The sequence below is a fragment of the Simplicispira sp. 125 genome, assembly GCF_003096555.1.
Lineage (GTDB): Bacteria > Pseudomonadota > Gammaproteobacteria > Burkholderiales > Burkholderiaceae_C > Simplicispira.
Genome location: NZ_QEKM01000001.1, coordinates 1,175,395 through 1,195,108, shown reverse-complemented (window position 1 = coordinate 1,195,108; position 19,714 = coordinate 1,175,395). Strand labels below are relative to the sequence as shown.

The window sequence follows — 19,714 nt, the reverse complement described above, 5'->3', positions numbered from 1 at the left end:
GGTTTTAGATTCATGCGGCCGCGGCTCAGCAGCGCTTAGCGCCCCCCGGGCTTTTGGTACATGCCCTCGATGGCTTGAGCGAAAGAGGCCATCAAATTGTTGCGCTTGAGCTTGAGCGTGGGCGTCATGAAGCCGTTTTCTGTCGTCCACGGCTCCAGCGTGCAGTACACAGTGCGGGGCACGGCGTAGCGCGGAAAGCTGGCGGTGCTGGTTTCAATGCGCGCCAGGATGGCGCGGTGCACCGCCGGGTTGTTCAGGCTGCCCGGGTCTTGTGCATCCAGGCCCAGGCCTTCGGCCAGGCGCAGCCATTCGTCCCGCTTGAGTACCGCCACACAGGCGATGAAGGGGCGGTTTTCGCCCACCACAAAGGTTTGTTCGAGCAGCGGGTCGGACTGCAGCGCCAGTTCCAGGTCGCCCGGGGGGATTTTTTCGCCGGTCGAGGTGACGATGATTTCCTTGATGCGCCCCCGGATGTAAATGCGGCCATCGACGATGTCGGCCTGGTCGCCGGTGCCCAGCCAGCCTTCGGCGTCCAGGGTTTTGGCGGTGTCTTCGGGGCGCTTCCAGTAGCCTTTCATCACGATGGGGCCGCGCACCTGCAGCTCGCGGTTCTCGCCAATGCGCACTTCCACGCCCGGCAGCGCACGGCCCACGCTGGCAGGGTCGTTGTCGTGCACGGTGTTCACGCACACCACGGGCGAGGTTTCCGTCATGCCGTAGCCCTGCACCAGCGGTAAGCCCAGGCCCAGAAAGCACTTGGCAATGGTGGGTGAGAGCGGCGCGCCGCCGCTGACCGCCACGCGCACGCGCCCGCCAAATTGCGCCAGCAGTGGTTGTGCCACCAGGGCCTGCAGCACAGGCCAGGGCAGCAGGTTCATCCAGCCGCCCAATGCTTCGTCATGTGCGGGCGGCGGCAGGCCTTGTGCGCGGCAAAAGCGCTGCCAGCCTTTGGACTGGGCAGCTTCATAGAGCTGCATTTTCCAGGGCGTGGGCGACAACATTTCGAGCAACTTGGCGTGAACGCGCTCGTAGATGCGGGGCACCGAGACCAGCACCGTGGGGCGAATGGTTTTCAGATCATCGGCCAGCAAAGCCACCGATCGCGCAAAGGCCACGCAGCAACCTGCCGCCACAGGCAGGTAATAGCCCCCTGTGCGCTCGAAGGTGTGCGACAGCGGCAGGAAGGACAGAAAAACGTCGTCCTGGGTGGGTGCAATGCGTTCCAGCACGGCCTGCACATCGCTGACCACGTTGCGGTGCGTCAGCATGACGCCCTTGGGCTTGCCGGTGGTGCCCGAGGTATAGACGATGGCGGCGAGGTCGTCCGCACCCGGCGGTGTGGGCGCTGGCGTGGCCAGGGCTTGCCCTGCACCGCCCAGCCATTGCGCGAGCGATCCCAGGGCAGGGCCGCTGGCGCTGGCGGGATGGGGCTGCAGGGCGGGGTCTTCGTCCGTCACCACCACAGCGCGCAGCGCGGGAAACGGCGTACCCACGCCGCGAATTTGTTCCCACTGCGCAACTTGATCCACGACGAGCACCGAGGCCTCGCTGTCTTGCAGGATGTAGGCAATGCTGCCCGGGTTGTCGATGGCGTGCAGCGGCACCGGCACACCACCCGCAGCCAGGGTGGATTGGTCGGCGCACACGGCGTGCAGCCCGTTGGGCAGCAAGATGGCCACACGCGCGCCGTGGGGCAGCTGCATGGCGACCAGGGCCTGGGTCCACTGCGTCACTTTTTCGGCGGTTTGCGCCCAGCTCAGGTCAAACCAAGCTTGGGTGGCGGGGTCAAAAAGTCGGTAAGCCGGCGCGCTGGGGGTCAGGGCTGCCCGGCGGGCAAAAAGCTGGGGAAGCGTCTGCGCGGAGGCGATGTCGGTGTGGGTCGTGGTCATCTCGGGGCGGTATGGGGTGGGGCTGGCGGCATTGGCATGGATGCCAGAGCGCGGGAAAACCCTTAAATCATACCGCCCGCCCTGGGCGGGGCTCCGCCTGTCTACATGCCCAGGGAGCGGAGCAGATCGTCAGTGGCAGACGATGACGGCTCCGCTGAGGCGGGCGCACCAGCAGCGGCCGCTGCACGCTCGTGGGCCTGGTCGATCAGGGCATCGGGATCGGGCACTTCCTGGGGCGCGAAATCGTAGAGCTTGACGAACTCTGTCTTGTCGATGGCCAGCTCCAGATAGAAGATGTTGTTGGAGCCGGTATAGAAAGTCACGCGCCGCGCTTCGGGCTGGTCAAGGTTGGCATCCACACTCAGCATGACCTGCTTGTTCAACACCAGCATCTTGGGCTGGTTTTGCGTGATGTGGGTGTGCAGCTCGCGGTGCACCTTGCCGGTAAAGTCGCCCACTACCTGGTTCATCAGCTCGCCCATCACGTTGCTGACCTCGTCCGCCGTGTAGGAACGCGCCAGGTCGCTCTGCTGCATGCCCATGTTGAGCAGGTAGTTGGAATACAACTCCATCGCGGCCTGGGCTGAAAAATTGATGATGACCAAGCCAGAGAAGCCGCCATCAAACAGCACAAAGCAGCCAATGTCGGGTTTGAGGCAGGTGCGCGTGATGCGCTGGACCATGCCGGAATAGCGGATATCGCTGTGCGTGGCCACGGTCAGCACGCGCGTGACGGAGTTGCACAGGCTCAGCAACAGATCTTCGGTACCAAAAACAACGGTTTCTTCAGAGGACTTCATGGGCCAGACTGCGTGCGCTAAGTGGTTGGTGCTCACAGCATAGGGCAGGCGGCACAGGCTCGCCAGTTGTTTCAGCCTGTTTCAGTCTTTGGCGGGGTTTTCCTGCCACGGTGAACCAGGGCGCGGATCAGGTGGCAGCTTCCAGGCCGTTGGTGAAATGGCTTTGCATGGCTTGCACCGTGGCCGCCGTGTCGCGGGCGAGCAGGGCGGCCATGATGGCGCGGTGTTCGCGCAGCGAATCGTCAATGCGGCCCTGCTTGAACAGGGAGTTGTGGCGGTTGAGCTTCATCACCTTGCGCAGGTCGGCCACCATCTGGCTGCGCCAGCGGTTGTCGGCCAGCTCCAGCAAGCGCATGTGAAAGCGTTCGTTGATCACAAAAAACTGGTCGCGCTGCCCCTTGGCAGCCTCCAGTTCGGCGTGCAGGTTTTGCAATGCGCGCAGATCTTCGTCACTGGCGGCGCGGGCCACCACGCCTGCAGCATCGCTTTCCAGCAGGCTGAGCAGGTGGTAAACATCACGCAGGTCTTTCTCGGACATCTCGGTCACATAGGCGCCTCGGCGTACCTTCATGGTGACCAGTCCTTCGGCGGCCAGCACCTTCAGGGCTTCGCGCAAGGGGGTGCGGCTGATGCCGAATTCCTCGGCGATCTTGAGCTCGTCAATCCAGCAACCCGGCTCCAGTTCCCGCTGGAAGATGCGTTGGCGCAGCAGTTCGGCCACTTCTTCGTACAGGGCGCGGGGAGTGAGGGTCAGAGTGGACATGGAGCGATTGTAAGCTGCACGGAATATTTTGAATGAATAATTATGAATGATGTAAACTCGCTCACATCACAGGGAATGCCCTGAAACCAAGCTATGCCAACCGCCGGAGAATTTGCCGCCATGAGTGACTCGCAGAACAAAAACGCCCCCGAGTTCGCCGCCGCCAGCCTTGATGCCTGGGCCAAGGCCGCTGCCAAATCGGCCCCCGGCGGCAATGTGGAGGCCCTCAATTGGGTCACTCCCGACGGCATCACCGTCAAGCCGCTCTACACCGCGCAAGACACCGCCGACTTGCCTTACGCCAACACGCTGCCCGGTTTTGAGCCCTACCTGCGCGGCCCGCAGGCCACCATGTACGCGGTGCGCCCCTGGACGATTCGCCAGTACGCAGGCTTCTCCACCGCCGAAGAGTCCAATGCCTTCTACCGCAAGGCCTTGGCTGCCGGCGGGCAGGGCGTGTCGGTCGCGTTCGACCTGGCCACGCACCGGGGCTACGACAGCGACCACCCGCGCGTCACGGGTGACGTGGGCAAGGCGGGCGTGGCGATTGACTCGGTCGAGGACATGAAGATCCTGTTCGACCAGATCCCGCTCGACAAGGTGAGCGTCTCCATGACCATGAACGGCGCGGTGTTGCCCGTACTGGCGGGCTACGTGGTGGCGGCGGAAGAGCAGGGCGTCTCGCAAGACAAGCTCAGCGGAACCATTCAGAACGACATTCTGAAAGAGTTCATGGTGCGCAACACCTACATCTACCCGCCCAAGCCTTCGATGCGCATCATTGGCGACATCATTGGCTACACGGCCAAGAACATGCCGAAGTTCAACTCGATCTCGATCTCGGGTTACCACATGCAGGAGGCTGGCGCCAACCAGGCGCTCGAACTCGCCTTCACCCTGGCCAACGGCAAGGAATATGTCAAAACCGCCATTGCCTCGGGCCTGGACGTGGACGAATTCGCCGGGCGCCTGAGCTTCTTCTGGGCGATCGGCATGAACTTCTACCTCGAAGTGGCCAAGATGCGCGCCGCCCGCCTGCTGTGGTGCCGCATCATGAAGGAGACCGGCGCCAAGAACCCCAAGAGCCTGATGCTGCGCACACACTGCCAGACGTCTGGCTGGTCGCTCACCGAGCAAGACCCCTACAACAACATCGTGCGCACCACCATCGAGGCCATGGCGGCGGTGTTTGGCGGCACGCAGAGCCTGCACACCAACGCGCTCGACGAAGCCATTGCGCTGCCGACCGAATTTTCATCGCGCATTGCGCGCAACACGCAGCTCATCATCCAGGAAGAGACGCACATCACCAACGTGGTGGACCCCTGGGCTGGCAGCTACATGATGGAAAAGCTGACCCAGGACATGGCAGACGCCGCCTGGAAGATCATCGAAGAAGTCGAAGCCATGGGCGGCATGACGCAGGCCGTGGACAGCGGCTGGGCCAAGCTCAAGATCGAAGCGGCTGCGGCCGAGAAGCAGGCACGCATCGACAGCGGCAAGGACGTGATCGTCGGCGTGAACAAATACAAGCTCGCCAAAGAAGACCCGGTCGATATCCTGCAGATCGACAACGTGAAGGTGCGCGACGGCCAGATCGAGCGCCTCAAAAATATCAGGGAAAAACGCGACCCAGCACTTGTGCAGAAAGCGCTGGACGCTCTCACTTCTGCAGCAGAAACCGGCGAAGGCAACCTGCTGGATCTGTCCATCAAGGCCGTGCGCCTGCGCGCCACCGGCGGCGAGATCAGTGACGCGCTCGAAAAAGTTTACGGGCGCCACCGCGCCGATACGCAAAAGGTGACTGGTGTGTACGCTGCTGCTTACGATTCGGCCGAAGGCTGGGACCAACTCAAGGGCGAAATCAACGCCTTCGCCGAAGAACAGGGCCGCCGCCCCCGCGTGATGATCGCCAAACTGGGCCAGGACGGCCACGACCGCGGCGCCAAAGTGGTCGCTACGGCGTTTGCCGACCTGGGATACGACGTGGACATCGGTCCGCTGTTCCAAACCCCCGAAGAATGCGCCCGCCAGGCCATTGAAAACGACGTGCACGCCGTGGGTGTGAGCACGCTCGCCGCCGGCCACAAAACCCTTGTGCCCGCGATCATCGCCTCGCTCAAGGAGCAGGGTGCCGACGACATCGTGGTGTTTGTCGGCGGCGTGATCCCTGCGCAGGACTACGACTTTTTGTATGAAGCAGGCGTCAAGGGCATCTACGGCCCCGGCACGCCGATTCCCGCCAGTGCCAAGGATGTGCTGGAGCAGATTCGCAAGGCAGTGGCGTGATCCCTGCGGAGATTCTCGACGGCATCCTGCATGGCAGCGCCGCCCAGCAGCGCCGCGCCATGGCCAAGGCCATCACGCTGCTCGAATCCACCCGCGCCGACCACCGCGCCCAGGGCGACGAGTTGCTGACGGCGCTGCTGCCGCACACGGGCAAGAGCTTTCGCTTGGGGATCAGCGGCGTGCCGGGCGTGGGAAAGTCCACCTTTATCGAGGCGCTGGGCCTGTATCTCATTGCGCAAGGTCACCGCATTGCGGCGCTCACGATTGATCCGTCCAGCACTGTCTCGGGCGGCTCCATCCTGGGCGACAAGACGCGCATGGAACACCTGTCGGTCAACCCAAATGCCTACATCCGCCCCAGCCCCAGCAGCGGCACGCTGGGCGGGGTGGCCGAAAAAACGCGCGAAGCGATGTTGGTTTGTGAGGCCGCGGGCTACGACATCGTCATCGTCGAGACGGTGGGCGTGGGCCAGTCGGAGACGGCAGTCTCCAGCATGACCGACATGTTTGTGCTGCTGCAACTGCCCAACGCCGGCGACGATCTGCAGGCCATCAAGAAGGGCGTGATGGAGATCGCCGACCTGGTGGTCATCAACAAGGCCGACCTCGACCCCCATGCCGCCATGCGGGCCGACGCGCAAATCACATCGAGCCTGCGCATCCTCAGCCAGCACGGCAACCCCGACAACGCCTCGCACGACACCACGCGCTGGCACCCCAAGGTGCTGCAGATCAGCGCGCTGCTGGGGCAGGGTATCGGTAGTTTCTGGGATGCCGTCACGCAATACCGCCAATTGCAAACGGCCAACGGCCGCCTGGCCGCGCGGCGTGAAAAACAGGCGCTGGCGTGGATGTGGGAGCGCATCGACGCCGGGCTCAAGCAGTCGTTTCGCCAGCATCCGCAGGTACGGCATTTGTTGCCCCAACTGCAGGCCGATGTGGCGGCCGGGCGCATTGCAGCATCGACTGCAGCAAGAAATCTGCTCTCAGCGCAATCAGGACAAGCGCTGTCAGCTATTGAATAAATAGCAACTCAAACAACACAGGCTCACTCAAAGGACGACCATGCAAGACATCCTCGATCAACTGGAAAAGAAGCGCGCGCTGGCCCGCCTGGGCGGTGGGCAAAAGCGCATCGATGCACAGCATGCCAAGGGCAAGCTCACGGCGCGCGAGCGCATCGAGTTGCTCATGGACGACGGCACCTTTGAAGAGTGGGACATGTTCGTCGAGCACCGCTGCACCGACTTTGGCATGGAAGACAGCAAAATCCCGGGCGATGGCGTGGTGACGGGCTACGGCCTCATCAATGGACGCTTGGCCTTTGTGTTCAGCCAGGATTTCACGGTGTTTGGCGGTGCCTTGTCCGAGACGCACGCCGAGAAAATCTGCAAGGTCATGGACCAGGCCATGAAGGTCGGCGCACCCGTCATCGGCCTGAACGACTCGGGCGGCGCGCGCATCCAGGAGGGCGTGGCCAGCCTGGGCGGCTATGCCGATGTGTTCCAGCGCAACGTGCTGGCCAGCGGCGTGGTGCCGCAGATCAGCATGATCATGGGGCCGTGTGCAGGCGGCGCCGTGTACTCGCCTGCCATGACCGACTTCATCTTCATGGTCAAGGACAGCAGCTACATGTTTGTCACCGGCCCCGATGTGGTCAAGACCGTGACGCATGAGAACGTGACCGCCGAGGAGCTGGGCGGCGCTGGCACGCACACCACCAAGAGCGGCGTGGCCGACATGGCCTTCGAGAACGACGTCGAGGCCATCCTCATGCTGCGCCGTCTGTACAACTACCTGCCGCTCAACAACCGCGAAAAAGCGCCTGTGCGCCCCAGCAACGACCCGGCCGACCGGGCCGACAAGTCGCTCGACACGCTGGTGCCCGCCAACGCCAACCAGCCCTACGACATGAAAGAGCTGATCACCAAGGTGGTGGATGACGGCGACTTCTTTGAGCTGCAGCCCGACTACGCCAAGAACATCGTCATTGGCCTGGCCCGCATGGAAGGCCAGACCGTCGGCATCGTGGCCAATCAGCCCCTGGTGCTGGCCGGGTGCCTGGACATCAAGAGCAGCATCAAGGCGGCGCGGTTCGTGCGCTTTTGCGATGCGTTCAACATCCCCGTCATCACCTTCGTGGATGTCCCCGGCTTCATGCCCGGCACCAGCCAGGAGTATGGCGGCATCATCAAACACGGCGCCAAGCTGCTGTTTGCCTATGCGGAATGCACCGTGCCCAAGGTCACCGTCATTACCCGCAAGGCCTATGGCGGTGCGTACGACGTGATGAGCTCAAAGCACCTGCGCGGCGACGTGAACCTGGCCTGGCCCAACGCCGAGATTGCCGTGATGGGCGCCAAGGGCGCGGTGGAAATCATCTTCCGCGAAGACAAGAACGACCCGGTGAAGCTCGCCGCCCGCGAGGCGGAATACAAAGAGCGCTTTGCCAACCCCTTTGTGGCGGGCGCACGCGGCTTTATTGACGATGTGATCCTGCCGCACGAGACACGCAAGCGGATTTGCCGCAGCCTGGTCATGCTGCGCGACAAGAAGCTGGAGAACCCATGGCGCAAGCACGGAAATATTCCGCTGTAGACCCTCATGTTGCCAACCCATGCCCCTGCCAGGCGGTGTTTTCTGACACCGATACCGCAGCTTTCATCTGCTGCGGATTTGCTGGCGTCTGCTGCAGACTGCCTATTGGCAGGTGATGCAGCGAACGCCCGGCAACTAGTGGCAGAGGCCGACATGCCTGTTATCGCCGCGTACACCGCACTGGTAACCGGTGCAGTCAATCCGTTGGTGCACTGGCAATCGGCAATGCCCTCTGTCGGCGATGAGGTTGAACGCAGTGACCAGCGCATGCCCACATCGAGTTCTGAGCGCGCTATTTACGTGCGAGACGGTTGGCGGTGTCGATATTGCGGCACACGCGTGATTGACCGCAGCATGCGAACGCGATTGCATCGCTGCTTGCCAGAAATAGCACGGTGGGGAGCGCGCAACGCTGACAAGCACGCTGCGCTGGCAGCCCTCAGTGCCTCACTCGATCACATCGTTCCGCACAGCCGGGGTGGAACGAATGACGAGCCGAATTTGGTAACGGCATGCAATGCCTGCCAATTCGGTCGAGGGCAATGGACGCTGGAAGAAGTCGGATTCTTTAATCCTCGGAAATATCCGCCGACTCTTGATGCATGGGATGGCCTGACGCGACTCAGTCGCTTGACAATGACCTCAAATGATCTTCAGTGAAAGAGACAAACACATGTTCACCAAAATCCTGATCGTGAACCGCGGCGAAATCGCTTGCCGAGTCTTCGCTACCGCCAAAAAGATGGGCATTGCCACCGTCCCCGTCTACTCCGACGCCGACAAGAAGCTGGAAAATCCGTGGCGCAAGCACGGGAATATACCGCTGTAAATCACCGCGCCCACATATGGTACGTTTCGACCCCCAAAGCTACTCGGGCCTGGATCGGCTTGGACGAATTGCACTGTCCGAGAGCTTTCACATGCGCGAATTCCTGTACAGCGAAATCGCTGTGCAGTATCAACTGCGAAATGTTCCGGAAAAGACTCGAATCGACGTTGCCGTCGAAGCCGGCTCAAAGCTTTGTAGTCAGCTGCTCGAGCCGCTTCAAAAACGATTCGGGCGAATTCATGTTCGCTCTGGCTATCGAAGCCTGGAAGTGAATGCTGCAGGTGTTGAAAAACACAACTGCGCGGCGGATAACCGTGGATTTCACACTTGGGACCATCCGAGTGAAAACAATGGAATCGGTGCCACCGCGTGCATCAGCGTTCCTAGTATTTCAAGAGCAGTTCTTGCAGAAACCTGTACCTACGAAGCAATCGCTTGGTGGATTCACGACAACCTGCCCGAATGGAGTCATTTGGAGTTTTTTGCGACAGCAGAACACTCTGATGAGGTGTGTTTCAACATTGGCTGGCTTTCTAAGCCATTGAAAACCATGACCACCTGGCGGGGTGGACCAAAAGCCTTGCATAAGCGTATCCCTTCGACCGAAGAGAGGGCCATGCTTACTCAATCGTTATTGAATGCCTGCGGCATCTGAGCCGTAGATCGAGGAGTTCTTTATGTTTACCAAAATCCTGATCGCCAACCGTGGTGAAATCGCCTGCCGAGTAATTGCAACGGCAAAAAAAATGGGCATCGCCACCGTCGCCGTCTACTCCGACGCCGACAAGGAAGCCCGCCACGTCAAGCTGGCCGACGAGGCCGTGCGCATTGGCGCGGCGCCCTCGCGCGAGTCGTATCTGCTGGCCGACAAGATCATCGATGCCTGCAAACAGACCGGCGCCCAGGCTGTGCACCCCGGCTACGGCTTCCTCTCCGAGAACGAGGCCTTTGCCAAGCGCTGCGAAGAAGAGGGCATTGCCTTCATCGGCCCCAAGGCGCATTCCATTGCCGCCATGGGCGACAAGATTGCGTCCAAGAAACTGGCGCTGGAGGCCAAGGTCAACACCATCCCCGGCTACAACGACGCGATTGCCGGCCCCGAGCAAGCGGTGGAGATTGCCAAAGGCATTGGCTACCCCGTGATGATCAAGGCCTCCGCCGGCGGCGGTGGCAAGGGCCTGCGCGTGGCGTTCAACGACAAGGAGGCGTTCGAGGGCTTTGCCAGCTGCCAGAACGAAGCGCGCAATAGCTTTGGCGACGACCGCATCTTCATCGAGAAGTTTGTGCAGGAGCCGCGCCACATTGAAATCCAGGTGCTGGGCGACAGCCACGGCAACGTGATCTACCTGAACGAGCGCGAGTGCTCCATCCAGCGCCGCCACCAGAAGGTGATCGAGGAAGCGCCGTCGCCCTTCATCAGCGAGGCCACCCGCAAGGCCATGGGCGAGCAGGCCGTGCAGCTGGCCAAGGCTGTGCAGTACCAAAGCGCCGGCACGGTGGAGTTCGTGGTCGGCAAAGACCAAGACTTCTACTTTCTGGAAATGAACACCCGCCTGCAGGTGGAGCACCCGGTGACGGAATGCATCACCGGCCTGGACCTGGTCGAGCTGATGATCCGCGTGGCGGCGGGCGAAAAGCTGCCGCTCACGCAAGCCGACGTGAAGCGCGACGGCTGGGCCATCGAGTGCCGCATCAACGCCGAAGACCCGTTCCGCAACTTCCTGCCGTCCACCGGCCGCCTGGTGCGCTTTGCACCGCCCGAGGAGAGCATGTTCCAGGCCGACCCCAGCAAAAAATACGGGGTGCGGGTGGATACCGGCGTGTACGAGGGCGGTGAGATTCCGATGTTCTACGACTCGATGATCGCCAAGCTCATCGTGCACGGCACCGACCGCAACGACGCCATCCTCAAGATGCGCGCGGCGCTCAATGGCTTTGTGATTCGCGGCATCAGCAGCAATATTCCGTTCCAGGCCGCCTTGCTGGCACACCCCAAGTTCGTCACGGGCGATTTCAATACCGGCTTTATCGCCGAGAACTATGCGCATGGTTTTGTGGCCGAGGACGTGCCGCACGACGACCCGCTGTTCCTGGTGGCGCTGGCCGCTTACATGCACCGCCGTTACCGCGCCCGGGCCTCGGGCATCAGCGGCCAGCTGGCCGGGCACGAGGTGAAAGTGGGCGAGGCCTTTGTGGTAGCCAGCCTGGGTGCGCTGGGGCAGAACCAGTACCACGACGTAAGCGTGACCGATTTTGAGAACAAATCGGGCTCTAGCGCAGTTTCCGTGGGCGGTAACAGCTATCACATCAGTAGCACGGCAACGCTGGGCCAGATCCGTGTGCAAGGCAGTTGCAATGGCCAGGGCTTTACGGCCCAGGTGGAGCGCGGCGCGGGCAAGAACCCCCTGGCCATGCGCATTGCCCACGACGGCACACAGATCGAAGCCATCGTGTTCTCGCCGCTGGGCGCACGCTTGCACCAACTCATGCCCTACAAGGCGCCGCCGGATTTGTCCAAGTTCCTGCTCTCGCCCATGCCCGGCTTGCTGGTGGATGTGGTGGTGCAGGAAGGCCAGAAGGTGCAGGCCGGTGAAAAGCTGGCCGTCATCGAAGCCATGAAGATGGAAAACGTCCTGCTGGCCACGCAAGATGGCGTGGTGGGCAAGCTGGTGGCGGGCAAGGGCGAGTCGCTCAGTGTGGACCAGGTGATTCTGGAATTCCAATAAGCAGCCGTATCTTCACACCAAGGGGCCTCGCGCCCCTTTTTTGAGTCTTTTTGGCCTCTGGCGCTTATCTATCAAGCGCAAGTAGCTATAAAAACAGAAGCATTTATCGCTTCATCAACCAGAGAATAACCATGGCACAAACAGCAGAGCAACGTCCTTTCCGGGTGCTGGGCATCCAGCAGGTGGCCATTGGCGGCACCGACAAACAGCGCATGAAAACTTTGTGGGTCGACATGCTGGGCCTGACGCAGACCGGCACCTTCCAAAGCGAGCGCGAGAACGTGGACGAGGACATCCTGGCCATGGGGCAGGGCGCCTGGAAGGTGGAGGTGGACATCATGCAGCCGCTGGACATCGACAAGAAGCCGGCCGTGCACACCACGCCCCTCAACCACATCGGCCTGTGGATCGACGACCTGGCCGCCGCCGTGGAATGGCTCACGGCCCAGGGTGTGCGCTTTGCGCCCGGCGGCGTGCGCAAAGGTGCGGCCGGGTATGACATCTGCTTTTTGCACCCCAAGAGCAACGACGAATTTCCGATCGCGGGCGAGGGCGTGCTGATCGAGCTGGTGCAGGCGCCACCCGAAGTGATTTCTGCCCTGGGCTGATTTCCATCTTTCACTCTGACCGAGGGCACAGCCACGCAACGCCCATCAGGTTTGCTGTGCAATCGGCGCACGTTGCGCGACGAAGCGCGACGCTGCTGCAACGGCGGCGATTGTGTGGTCATCTCCCTTCATTTCAGGGTGATTTTGCGTTGAGATGGGTGTATTTTTGGTGGCTTTTATTTGGCAGTATTTGTTACTTTGTGGCGCACATTCAGACTGTTTCAAAAGGCAAAATGTTCTAAAACTGGTGTGCTAGCGCCCATAAATGTTGGCGTGATTTGCGACTTATGTTGCTCTTCCAGGTAGCCTTCATCTCCAAAGGAGTCTCTGTGAAAACCCCACCAATCCATCAACCCGTGCAGGTGCATCTGCCCGTCCAAATGCCGCCCCCCCAGGGCCCCTGGACAGTGGACGCCGTACAGTCCCTGCTCGACAAACCCCTGTTGGAGCTGTTGTTCGAAGCCCAGACCGTGCACCGCCAGCACTGGCCAGCCGGTGACATTGAGTTGGCGGCACTGCTATCGGTCAAAACAGGTGGGTGCCCCGAAAACTGCGGCTACTGCCCCCAGTCGGCCGAGTTCGATACGGGCGTAAAGGCACAAAAACTGCTCGAAGTGGACGAAGTGTTGCGCGCCGCGCAGGCCGCCAAAGATGCGGGTGCCACGCGCTTTTGCATGGGCGCTGCGTGGCGTGCCCCCAAAGACCGCGACATTGAAAAAGTGGCCGCGCTGATTGGCGCCGTCAAAGGGCTGGGCCTGCAAACCTGCGCCACGCTGGGCATGCTTGAATCGCACCAGGCGCAGGCGCTCAAGCAAGCGGGGCTGGACTATTACAACCACAACCTGGACACGGCGCCCGAGTACTACCAGGACGTGGTGAGCACCCGCCAGTACCAGGACCGGCTCGATACCTTGCAGCATGTGCGCGCCGCCGGTATCAGCGTGTGCTGCGGCGGCATCGTGGGCATGGGCGAAGCGCCGGTGCACCGCGCCAGTCTGATTGCACAGCTGGCCAACCTCAACCCTTACCCGGATTCAGTACCCATCAACAACCTGGTGCGCGTTCCCGGCACGCCGCTGGCCGACAGCGACCCTATCGACCCTTTCGATTTTGTGCGCATGATCGCTGTGGCCCGCATCACCATGCCCCAGGCGCGCGTGCGCCTCTCGGCCGGGCGCCAGCAAATGGGCGAGGCCGTGCAGGCCCTGTGCTTCATGGCCGGGGCCAATTCCATCTTTTATGGGGAAAAACTGCTGGTGACGGGCAACCCCGATGCGGGCGCCGATAGGCAATTGCTGCATAAACTGGGGCTGAAAAGCCACCAGACCACGAAGGCACCCCTTGCAGGCGCTGTTGCAGCCAGCGGCTGTGGCGGCAATTGCCAGTGCGCAGAAGGTGTTGCGGCCTGACAGACAGGGAAGGTGGGCGCAAAAAAACGGCCACACCAATGGGGTGTCGGCCGTTTTTTGCTACTAAAAACAGAGCTATAAGCGCTTATTTATAAAGCGCTAGAAGCTCTTTTTACTAGATTAAGGTTTCTTCATCGGGCAGGTCTTGATGCCCAGCAGCGTATAGGCCGGGCAGAAACCAAACAGGCCTGTGGCCACAGGCACTACACCAATCCAGCCCCACAAACCCACCGTGCCGGTAGCGGCCAGGCCAATCAGCACCAGGCCTACCACCACACGCAGAACACGATCCCAGCTTCCCACATTGATTGACATTTCATTTCCCCTTAGTTGATGGTGGCGACCCGTGGAGAGGCGCCGTTTGGATTCATTTCAGGCGCACGCCCTCGGCATCAATGACCTGCAGCTCGATCGCAATACCCTGGCCCACACTTTGCGTCACGGTGCAGAACGCCTCAAACTGGTCCAGCACCCGATCCAGGTGCTGCAACGAAGCGGCAGCCACCCCCAGCTTCAGTACGGCCGTCATCTTGAGCACGCGCAGGCGCTTTTCTTCGTTGCGGCCCACTTCGGCGGTCACCGTGCACTCCATCGGCTCGGGGGCTTGTTTGAACTTGCGCAGCGCAAACAGCAGCGAGTCGGACAGACAGTTGCCCACGGCAGCGGCCAGCAATTGGACCGGCGACGGCCCCTGCCCGCCGCCCAGCGGCGCTGGCTCATCGGCCGCCAGGACGGCAATGCCATTGCCAAAATCCACGTTGAATTGGTAGTCTTTTTGCTGCCGCAGGGTGATTTGAACCAGGTTATCGCTCATGCCAAAGCCTTTATCGTTGGAGTGTTCAAGAGGTCAGAGACGGCGGATGCCGCGTCCTGTCTGCAATGCCACGGCGCCCACTGAGCCGCCATTGACCGCTTGGGTATAGCCCAACTGGCGCATCCATTGCAAGGCCATGCCTGAGCGCGCACCCGACAGGCAGTACAGCACCATCGGCGCAGTCTTGTCAGGTAGCAGCAAGAGCGCATCCTGCGCCAGGCGCTCGAGCGGTAAATGCACTGCGCCATCCACATGCCCCGATTCGAACTCGGAACGCGAGCGCACATCCACCAGCGTAGGGGCAGGGGGCGGCTGAGGGGATTCGTGCAACAGGGTCATGGCGTAGTCTTTGGATCAGCAGCCGGGCTGTGCACCGAGCTTGCGCAGCATGGTTTCCATCAAACACCATTTGGTCAGCCCGCTTTGCATGATGTTGAGACCCACAAAGGCGGTAAAGGCCAACCACCATTGGCTGACAAAGATGGGGCTGCCGGGAATGCCCAGCGCCAACGAGAGAAGAATGAACAGGCCTGCGACCAAACGGACAATTTGCCAGGATTTCATGGGATACCTCACTGTTTTGTTGATGTGATTATTTAGCCAAACAACTAAATAGTCAACTGGCGTATTATGTGGGCAGGCCGGAACAGATGTGGTGTTCAACCGATCGAATGGCCTTGACCCCCAGCAAATTTGCCATGAAGAACCTGCCCCCAGAAGCCATCACGCAAGTTGCCGCGTACTTTCAGACGCTGGCGGAGCCCACGCGCCTGCGCATCCTGAACCTTTTGCGTGAAGGCGAGCGCAACGTGGGCGAGTTGGCCCAGTTGTGCGGCTACACGGCAGCCAACGTCTCGCGCCACCTGAGCCTGATGACGCAACAGGGCTTTGTCGAGCGCGAAAGTCGAGGCACCAGCGTGTACTACCGCATCGCAGACCCGTCGGTGTATGCGCTGTGTGACCTTGTCTGCGACAGCATTGCGCGCCAGTACGAACGCACGGCCAAACAACAGCATGCGATGTTTGGCAAGGGTGTCGCTTAAGGCGACCACAAAGCCTCTCTGGTGTTCCAGAACACTGTGGCGCGTCGGCCACGGTTTGTCGACTTGCATTTCGTAAATGCGCAGGAGCCGTTCTGACCCAGGGCGGCACCCAGGGCCGTGGCAGGAATGTAAAACTGTGAGTAGCGATGGGGTTTCTGTTTTAACAGTTAACATAATATACATCGTATCTAGTTAAACGGAAGATGGAGATCAAGCGTACTGGCTGGCATGCCCCCCGAATGGACGCTTTCTTCCCAGACCGGATTTGTCGTTGAAGCGGTCTGCCTGGTTTTTGATCTCACGGCACAATCACGAACATGAGAATCCTGCACACCATGCTGCGCGTTGGCAATCTCCAGCGCTCCATCGACTTCTATACCCAGGTACTGGGCATGCAACTGCTGCGCCAGTCTGAGAACCCCGACTACAAATACTCGCTCGCCTTCCTGGGCTTTGAGGGGGGCAACCCCGGCCAGGCCGAGATCGAGCTGACCTACAACTGGGGTACCGAGAGCTACGACCATGGCAATGCCTATGGCCATATTGCCCTGGGCGTGCCCGATGCCTATGCGGCCTGCGACAAGATCAAGGCCGCAGGCGGCAACGTGACCCGCGAGGCGGGTCCTGTCAAAGGCGGCAGCACCGTGATTGCGTTTGTGACCGACCCCGATGGTTACAAGATCGAGTTGATCCAGCGGGCTGAAGGTGAACACGGTGCTGGACTGCGCTGAAAACTCTTTATTTGATAGCTGCTGGCGCTTTACCAGTAAGCGTTAGAGCCAGTTTTAACTAAAATTTTTCAACGCACTTCCGGCGTTTTGATAACCACGCGGTTGCGTCCCTGTTCCTTGGCAAGGTACAGGGCTACGTCGGCCAACCGCAGTGCATCGTCCAGGGTTTGGTCGGCCTGTGGCTGCAGATAGGCCAGCCCGATGCTCAGGCTGACATGGGGCGCACCATCGGATGCGGCATGGGGAATCTGTAGTGCGGCGATGTCGTCACGCAGGCTCTCCAGAATGGACCGCATGTGGGCTTCGCTCAGGTTGTACCAAAGGCCGACGAACTCCTCGCCACCGTAGCGGGCCACGATGTCCAGGGGGCGGCCGGCGTGGTTGCCGACCACCTGCGCTACTTTCTTCAGGGTTTCGTCGCCTTCGGCATGGCCATAGTGGTCGTTATAGCGCTTGAAAAAATCCACATCCATCATGACGACGCCCAGCGCATGTTTTTCGCGCACCGCCTGGCGCCAGGTGCAGTTGGCCCGTGTACTGAAGGCGCGGCGGTTGAGCAAACCCGTCAGGAAGTCTTTCTCCGCCATGTCCTGCAACTGCTTTTGCGACAGAAGATTCTGGCGCATGGCCGATTCCAGAAAATGGTTGCCGACCGTGCCGATGACATTGGCTGTGCCCAGGAAGAAGGCGTTGTACAGCAGCACATTGCCTGCCAAGCCGGTGTGCAGTTCCATGCCTAGATAGGCCATGTACGTCGCCCAGCCGCACAGCACCGCTGGCCAAAAGCGGAGCCCGGTCAAAAAATAGAAGAAGAACGTGACCAGGATGATGCCTTCATAGGGCAGTGCAAAGGCATGTACCCGGGCCACCCAGATGATGCCCACCACGCCCAGACCGCAGGTCAAGGCCGCAATGGAGACAAGCGACTGCAAGTGTTGGTGCAGCCGGGCCTGGTAGGTGGCCAACCAGGTCAGAAAAAGCACTGGGAGCATCAGGCCCAGGCGCAAAGCCAGGATGGCGTTGCGTACCTGGGTGGGCAGGCTGATGGCATCGAGCACGGCAAACAACAGAAACAAAGCCATGGCCACCAGCAGGGCCCAGCGCATGCGCAGCAAAAAGACGCCCTGGTGGTAGCGCCGGAAATCCTCTTCCAGTCTGTCTTCAAAACCCAGTCGCAGCGCATGCAGACCCTCGGCCGGTGGTGGGGTTGGCACGCTGCGCTGGCTTGCCCTTTCCCTGGACTGGTTCACGAACGACTCCTATGGTTTAAAACGACGCCAATGCGGCTTTGTCTGACAGCCACAGCGGGCGATCGTTGCTGTAATAAGTTCACCATGCCTTGCAGACTTCGTTCACCCCAGCAACCCCTGTGCCATTACGCGCAGTCGCCGCGTTTGCGCTTGCCGTGGTGCTGGCCCTGGTGGCATCTGCTGCATTGCTGCTGCCTGAGGCGACGGTGCAGTCGGTCGATTCCATGGCAGGCAGTGTGGACGGTCTGGGGCTGGTGCTGAAAATGGCGGTCAGCGACTGACGCGCCTTCCCGTTTTACCCCCCGCCCTGCTCCACCACCGCAATGCGTCGGCGCAATTGCGCTGCGGCATCGCTCTGACCCGCCTGTTCAGCGCGCTGGGCTTGCAAGAGCAGCCAGGCGAGCAGCGGGCGACGCCAGCCCTGGGCGGACGCGGTGTCCGTGGCCAGTTGCATGGTTTGTGGATGGGCATGGCCAGTGCGAAGGAGCACACCCGCCGCCACCAAACGTGACATGGGGTCAGAGATGGCCGCCAGCGCCGTTGCCGCGTTGGCATCCGTGGCGGTTGCTACGGCCTGCTGGCTTTGCGGGAGCAAGGCCGCCGCCGAGGCGGGCAGCGTTCCAGCAAGGTAGTCGGCATAAGCCACTTGCGCCGCGCTCGCGTCGAGGCGCAGTGCTTCGAACGCGCTGCAGGGTTTCATTTCAAGGCTGGCGACCTGGGCAGCGCATTCCAGCAGATGCACCTGCGCCAGCAGCCCGGGTTGCCCGGTACGGGCCGTTTCTTGGCGCGCACGGGCAAACTCCAGTGTGGCCACGCGGGTCTCGCCGGCCAGATAGGCTTGCACAGCCTTTTGTGCTGCACCATGCGCGTTCATTTGCCAGTCAGGTACGGGTGGTTTGCTGGAGCACGCTGCCAGGGCCAGCGCCAGGCACAGGCCCCACGGGCGCCACAGAAGGTGTTGTGTGGTGGGTGTCATGGGAGTTTCAACTCCGTATCACGGGCAAAAGGCCATTTGCGGTTGACTTCGTTCACCAGCCCGTCAATTTTGCGCAGACTGGATTCGACCTCAGCGCGCAGCGCCCCCAGGTCGGCCGTGCCTTCGCGCACGTTGGCACCCACGGCCTGGGCCTCGGCCAGCACGGCATCGACCTTTTTCAGGCTCGCTCGGGTATCGGCCAGCAGGCCCCCGAGTTGCGCCACGGTGGCCTGCACTTCAGGCAGCACGCCACCAGGGCCAAACACCTGGGTATCTGCCTTGGCAGCCATGCCATCAATGCGTGCCAGCAGCGCGTTGGTGCGGTCCAGTGTTGCAACAATCTTGCGGGCATCCTGCTCGTTGCCCATCAGCACCTTGAGAGCGCCGCCCGGGCCCTTGAGTCGATCGGTCAGCTCTTTCACGTTGGCCATGCTGGCACCCAGAGCCGAGTCTTCGGCGGTGAGTGCGTTAAGGTTGCCCAGCAAGGTGCGTGCCTCTGACATAAGTTGCGGGATCTCGCCCGTGGCATCGCCCTTTAGCACGGGGCGCTCTGCGCCATCGAGCAACGGCGGATCCTGCAAGATACCGCTGTAAGCGCGGATGTTGGTGCCGCCCACCACGCCGCGCACCAGCGTGAAAATGCTGGAGACGCGCAACCAGTGCGCGTCTTTGCGTGGCACGTCGATCACGATGCGGGCATTGCCTTCATCGGCCAGTTCGATGCGGCGCACCCGCCCGATGGGAAAGCCCGAAAAAGTCATATCCATGCCCACCACGACACCCTCGGAATCGTCGGCGGTGAGCACCAGGGTTTGCGTGGGTTCGAACGCCCCCCGCGCGTACAGCAGGTACACGGCCGATCCCACGATCAGGGCCAGCGTAAAGAGCATTAACGCCATGGCCTTGAGTTCCAGGTGCGCCACAGGGCGCAGGCCGTCCTCGGCCATGGCGGCTGGTGGCTGTGGTGCGGGGTCTTGCATGGGCGCCGA

The 19,714-nt window shown here is 61.3% G+C and carries 21 protein-coding genes; 11 read left to right on the top strand and 10 right to left on the bottom strand.

Going from position 1 to position 19,714, the window contains the following annotated elements:
• Positions 1 to 35: 35 nt before the first annotated feature.
• The 3 genes from C8D04_RS05435 to C8D04_RS05425 all read right to left on the bottom strand — a co-directional run bounded on the left by C8D04_RS05435 (position 36) and on the right by C8D04_RS05425 (position 3,452).
• Positions 36 to 1,889, bottom strand: a complete 1,854-nt coding sequence (locus tag C8D04_RS05435; RefSeq protein ID WP_116003941.1) for an AMP-dependent synthetase/ligase — start codon at positions 1,887 to 1,889, stop codon at positions 36 to 38.
• Between the two features lie 101 nt (positions 1,890 to 1,990).
• Entirely contained in the window at positions 1,991 to 2,689 is a 699-nt protein-coding gene (locus C8D04_RS05430) for a DUF3334 family protein (RefSeq protein ID WP_116003940.1), read from the bottom strand.
• Positions 2,690 to 2,816: 127 nt separating this feature from the next.
• Positions 2,817 to 3,452, bottom strand: a complete 636-nt coding sequence (locus C8D04_RS05425; RefSeq protein WP_116003939.1) for a GntR family transcriptional regulator — start codon at positions 3,450 to 3,452, stop codon at positions 2,817 to 2,819.
• Between the two features lie 120 nt (positions 3,453 to 3,572).
• On the opposite strand from C8D04_RS05425, the gene scpA reads away from it, so the two are divergent.
• The 8 genes from scpA to bioB all read left to right on the top strand — a co-directional run bounded on the left by scpA (position 3,573) and on the right by bioB (position 13,911).
• Complete coding sequence (gene scpA, locus C8D04_RS05420) at positions 3,573 to 5,741, top strand: methylmalonyl-CoA mutase (protein WP_116006032.1); 2,169 nt, start codon at positions 3,573 to 3,575, stop codon at positions 5,739 to 5,741.
• A complete protein-coding gene (gene meaB, locus C8D04_RS05415; protein ID WP_233521116.1) occupies positions 5,738 to 6,766 on the top strand; it encodes a methylmalonyl Co-A mutase-associated GTPase MeaB in 1,029 nt (342 codons plus the stop codon). Before scpA ends, meaB begins: the two co-directional genes overlap by 4 nt.
• Before the next feature lie 40 nt (positions 6,767 to 6,806).
• Positions 6,807 to 8,339: an acyl-CoA carboxylase subunit beta gene (locus C8D04_RS05410; protein ID WP_116003938.1), complete on the top strand. Its 1,533-nt coding sequence runs from the start codon at positions 6,807 to 6,809 to the stop codon at positions 8,337 to 8,339.
• 673 nt (positions 8,340 to 9,012) lie between these two features.
• Positions 9,013 to 9,168 (top strand): biotin carboxylase N-terminal domain-containing protein, encoded by a 156-nt coding sequence (locus C8D04_RS05400; RefSeq protein ID WP_158550284.1) that lies wholly within the window; start codon positions 9,013 to 9,015, stop codon positions 9,166 to 9,168.
• Between the two features lie 91 nt (positions 9,169 to 9,259).
• Complete coding sequence (locus C8D04_RS18540) at positions 9,260 to 9,823, top strand: hypothetical protein (RefSeq protein ID WP_133243604.1); 564 nt, start codon at positions 9,260 to 9,262, stop codon at positions 9,821 to 9,823.
• 22 nt (positions 9,824 to 9,845) lie between these two features.
• Positions 9,846 to 11,894: an acetyl/propionyl/methylcrotonyl-CoA carboxylase subunit alpha gene (locus tag C8D04_RS05395; protein WP_116003935.1), complete on the top strand. Its 2,049-nt coding sequence runs from the start codon at positions 9,846 to 9,848 to the stop codon at positions 11,892 to 11,894.
• Between the two features lie 131 nt (positions 11,895 to 12,025).
• Positions 12,026 to 12,502: a VOC family protein gene (locus tag C8D04_RS05390; RefSeq protein WP_116003934.1), complete on the top strand. Its 477-nt coding sequence runs from the start codon at positions 12,026 to 12,028 to the stop codon at positions 12,500 to 12,502.
• Between the two features lie 380 nt (positions 12,503 to 12,882).
• Positions 12,883 to 13,911, top strand: coding sequence for a biotin synthase BioB (gene bioB / locus C8D04_RS05385; protein ID WP_116006030.1), 1,029 nt, complete (start codon positions 12,883 to 12,885; stop codon positions 13,909 to 13,911).
• A 120-nt stretch (positions 13,912 to 14,031) separates the two neighbouring features.
• Here bioB and C8D04_RS05380 read toward each other — a convergent pair whose 3' ends face one another.
• Genes C8D04_RS05380 through C8D04_RS05365 form a run of 4 tightly spaced genes read right to left on the bottom strand, consistent with a single transcriptional unit; the run spans position 14,032 to position 15,289 of the window.
• Positions 14,032 to 14,226 (bottom strand): DUF2892 domain-containing protein, encoded by a 195-nt coding sequence (locus tag C8D04_RS05380; protein ID WP_116003933.1) that lies wholly within the window; start codon positions 14,224 to 14,226, stop codon positions 14,032 to 14,034.
• 52 nt (positions 14,227 to 14,278) lie between these two features.
• Positions 14,279 to 14,725 (bottom strand): OsmC family protein, encoded by a 447-nt coding sequence (locus C8D04_RS05375; RefSeq protein ID WP_116003932.1) that lies wholly within the window; start codon positions 14,723 to 14,725, stop codon positions 14,279 to 14,281.
• Between the two features lie 33 nt (positions 14,726 to 14,758).
• Positions 14,759 to 15,064 (bottom strand): rhodanese-like domain-containing protein, encoded by a 306-nt coding sequence (locus C8D04_RS05370; protein WP_116003931.1) that lies wholly within the window; start codon positions 15,062 to 15,064, stop codon positions 14,759 to 14,761.
• A 15-nt stretch (positions 15,065 to 15,079) separates the two neighbouring features.
• Entirely contained in the window at positions 15,080 to 15,289 is a 210-nt protein-coding gene (locus C8D04_RS05365; RefSeq protein WP_116003930.1) for a DUF2892 domain-containing protein, read from the bottom strand.
• A gap of 134 nt (positions 15,290 to 15,423) precedes the next feature.
• Between C8D04_RS05365 and C8D04_RS05360 the strand changes: the two genes are divergently transcribed.
• Both C8D04_RS05360 and gloA read left to right on the top strand, forming a co-directional pair.
• Positions 15,424 to 15,768: a metalloregulator ArsR/SmtB family transcription factor gene (locus tag C8D04_RS05360; protein ID WP_116006029.1), complete on the top strand. Its 345-nt coding sequence runs from the start codon at positions 15,424 to 15,426 to the stop codon at positions 15,766 to 15,768.
• A gap of 317 nt (positions 15,769 to 16,085) precedes the next feature.
• A complete protein-coding gene (gene gloA / locus C8D04_RS05355; protein ID WP_116003929.1) occupies positions 16,086 to 16,499 on the top strand; it encodes a lactoylglutathione lyase in 414 nt (137 codons plus the stop codon).
• Positions 16,500 to 16,567: 68 nt separating this feature from the next.
• Here the strand turns inward: gloA and C8D04_RS05350 are convergent, their stop codons facing one another.
• Positions 16,568 to 17,749 (bottom strand): GGDEF domain-containing protein, encoded by a 1,182-nt coding sequence (locus tag C8D04_RS05350; protein WP_116003928.1) that lies wholly within the window; start codon positions 17,747 to 17,749, stop codon positions 16,568 to 16,570.
• A 119-nt stretch (positions 17,750 to 17,868) separates the two neighbouring features.
• Between C8D04_RS05350 and C8D04_RS18640 the strand changes: the two genes are divergently transcribed.
• Positions 17,869 to 18,030: a hypothetical protein gene (locus tag C8D04_RS18640; protein WP_165829121.1), complete on the top strand. Its 162-nt coding sequence runs from the start codon at positions 17,869 to 17,871 to the stop codon at positions 18,028 to 18,030.
• A gap of 14 nt (positions 18,031 to 18,044) precedes the next feature.
• Here C8D04_RS18640 and C8D04_RS05345 read toward each other — a convergent pair whose 3' ends face one another.
• Positions 18,045 to 18,725 carry a hypothetical protein gene (locus C8D04_RS05345; RefSeq protein WP_116003927.1) on the bottom strand — a complete coding sequence of 227 codons (681 nt, stop codon included), beginning with the start codon at positions 18,723 to 18,725 and terminating at the stop codon, positions 18,045 to 18,047.
• Entirely contained in the window at positions 18,722 to 19,705 is a 984-nt protein-coding gene (locus tag C8D04_RS05340; protein WP_116003926.1) for an MlaD family protein, read from the bottom strand. The genes C8D04_RS05345 and C8D04_RS05340 overlap by 4 nt, the downstream gene beginning before the upstream one ends.
• Positions 19,706 to 19,714 lie beyond the last annotated feature (9 nt).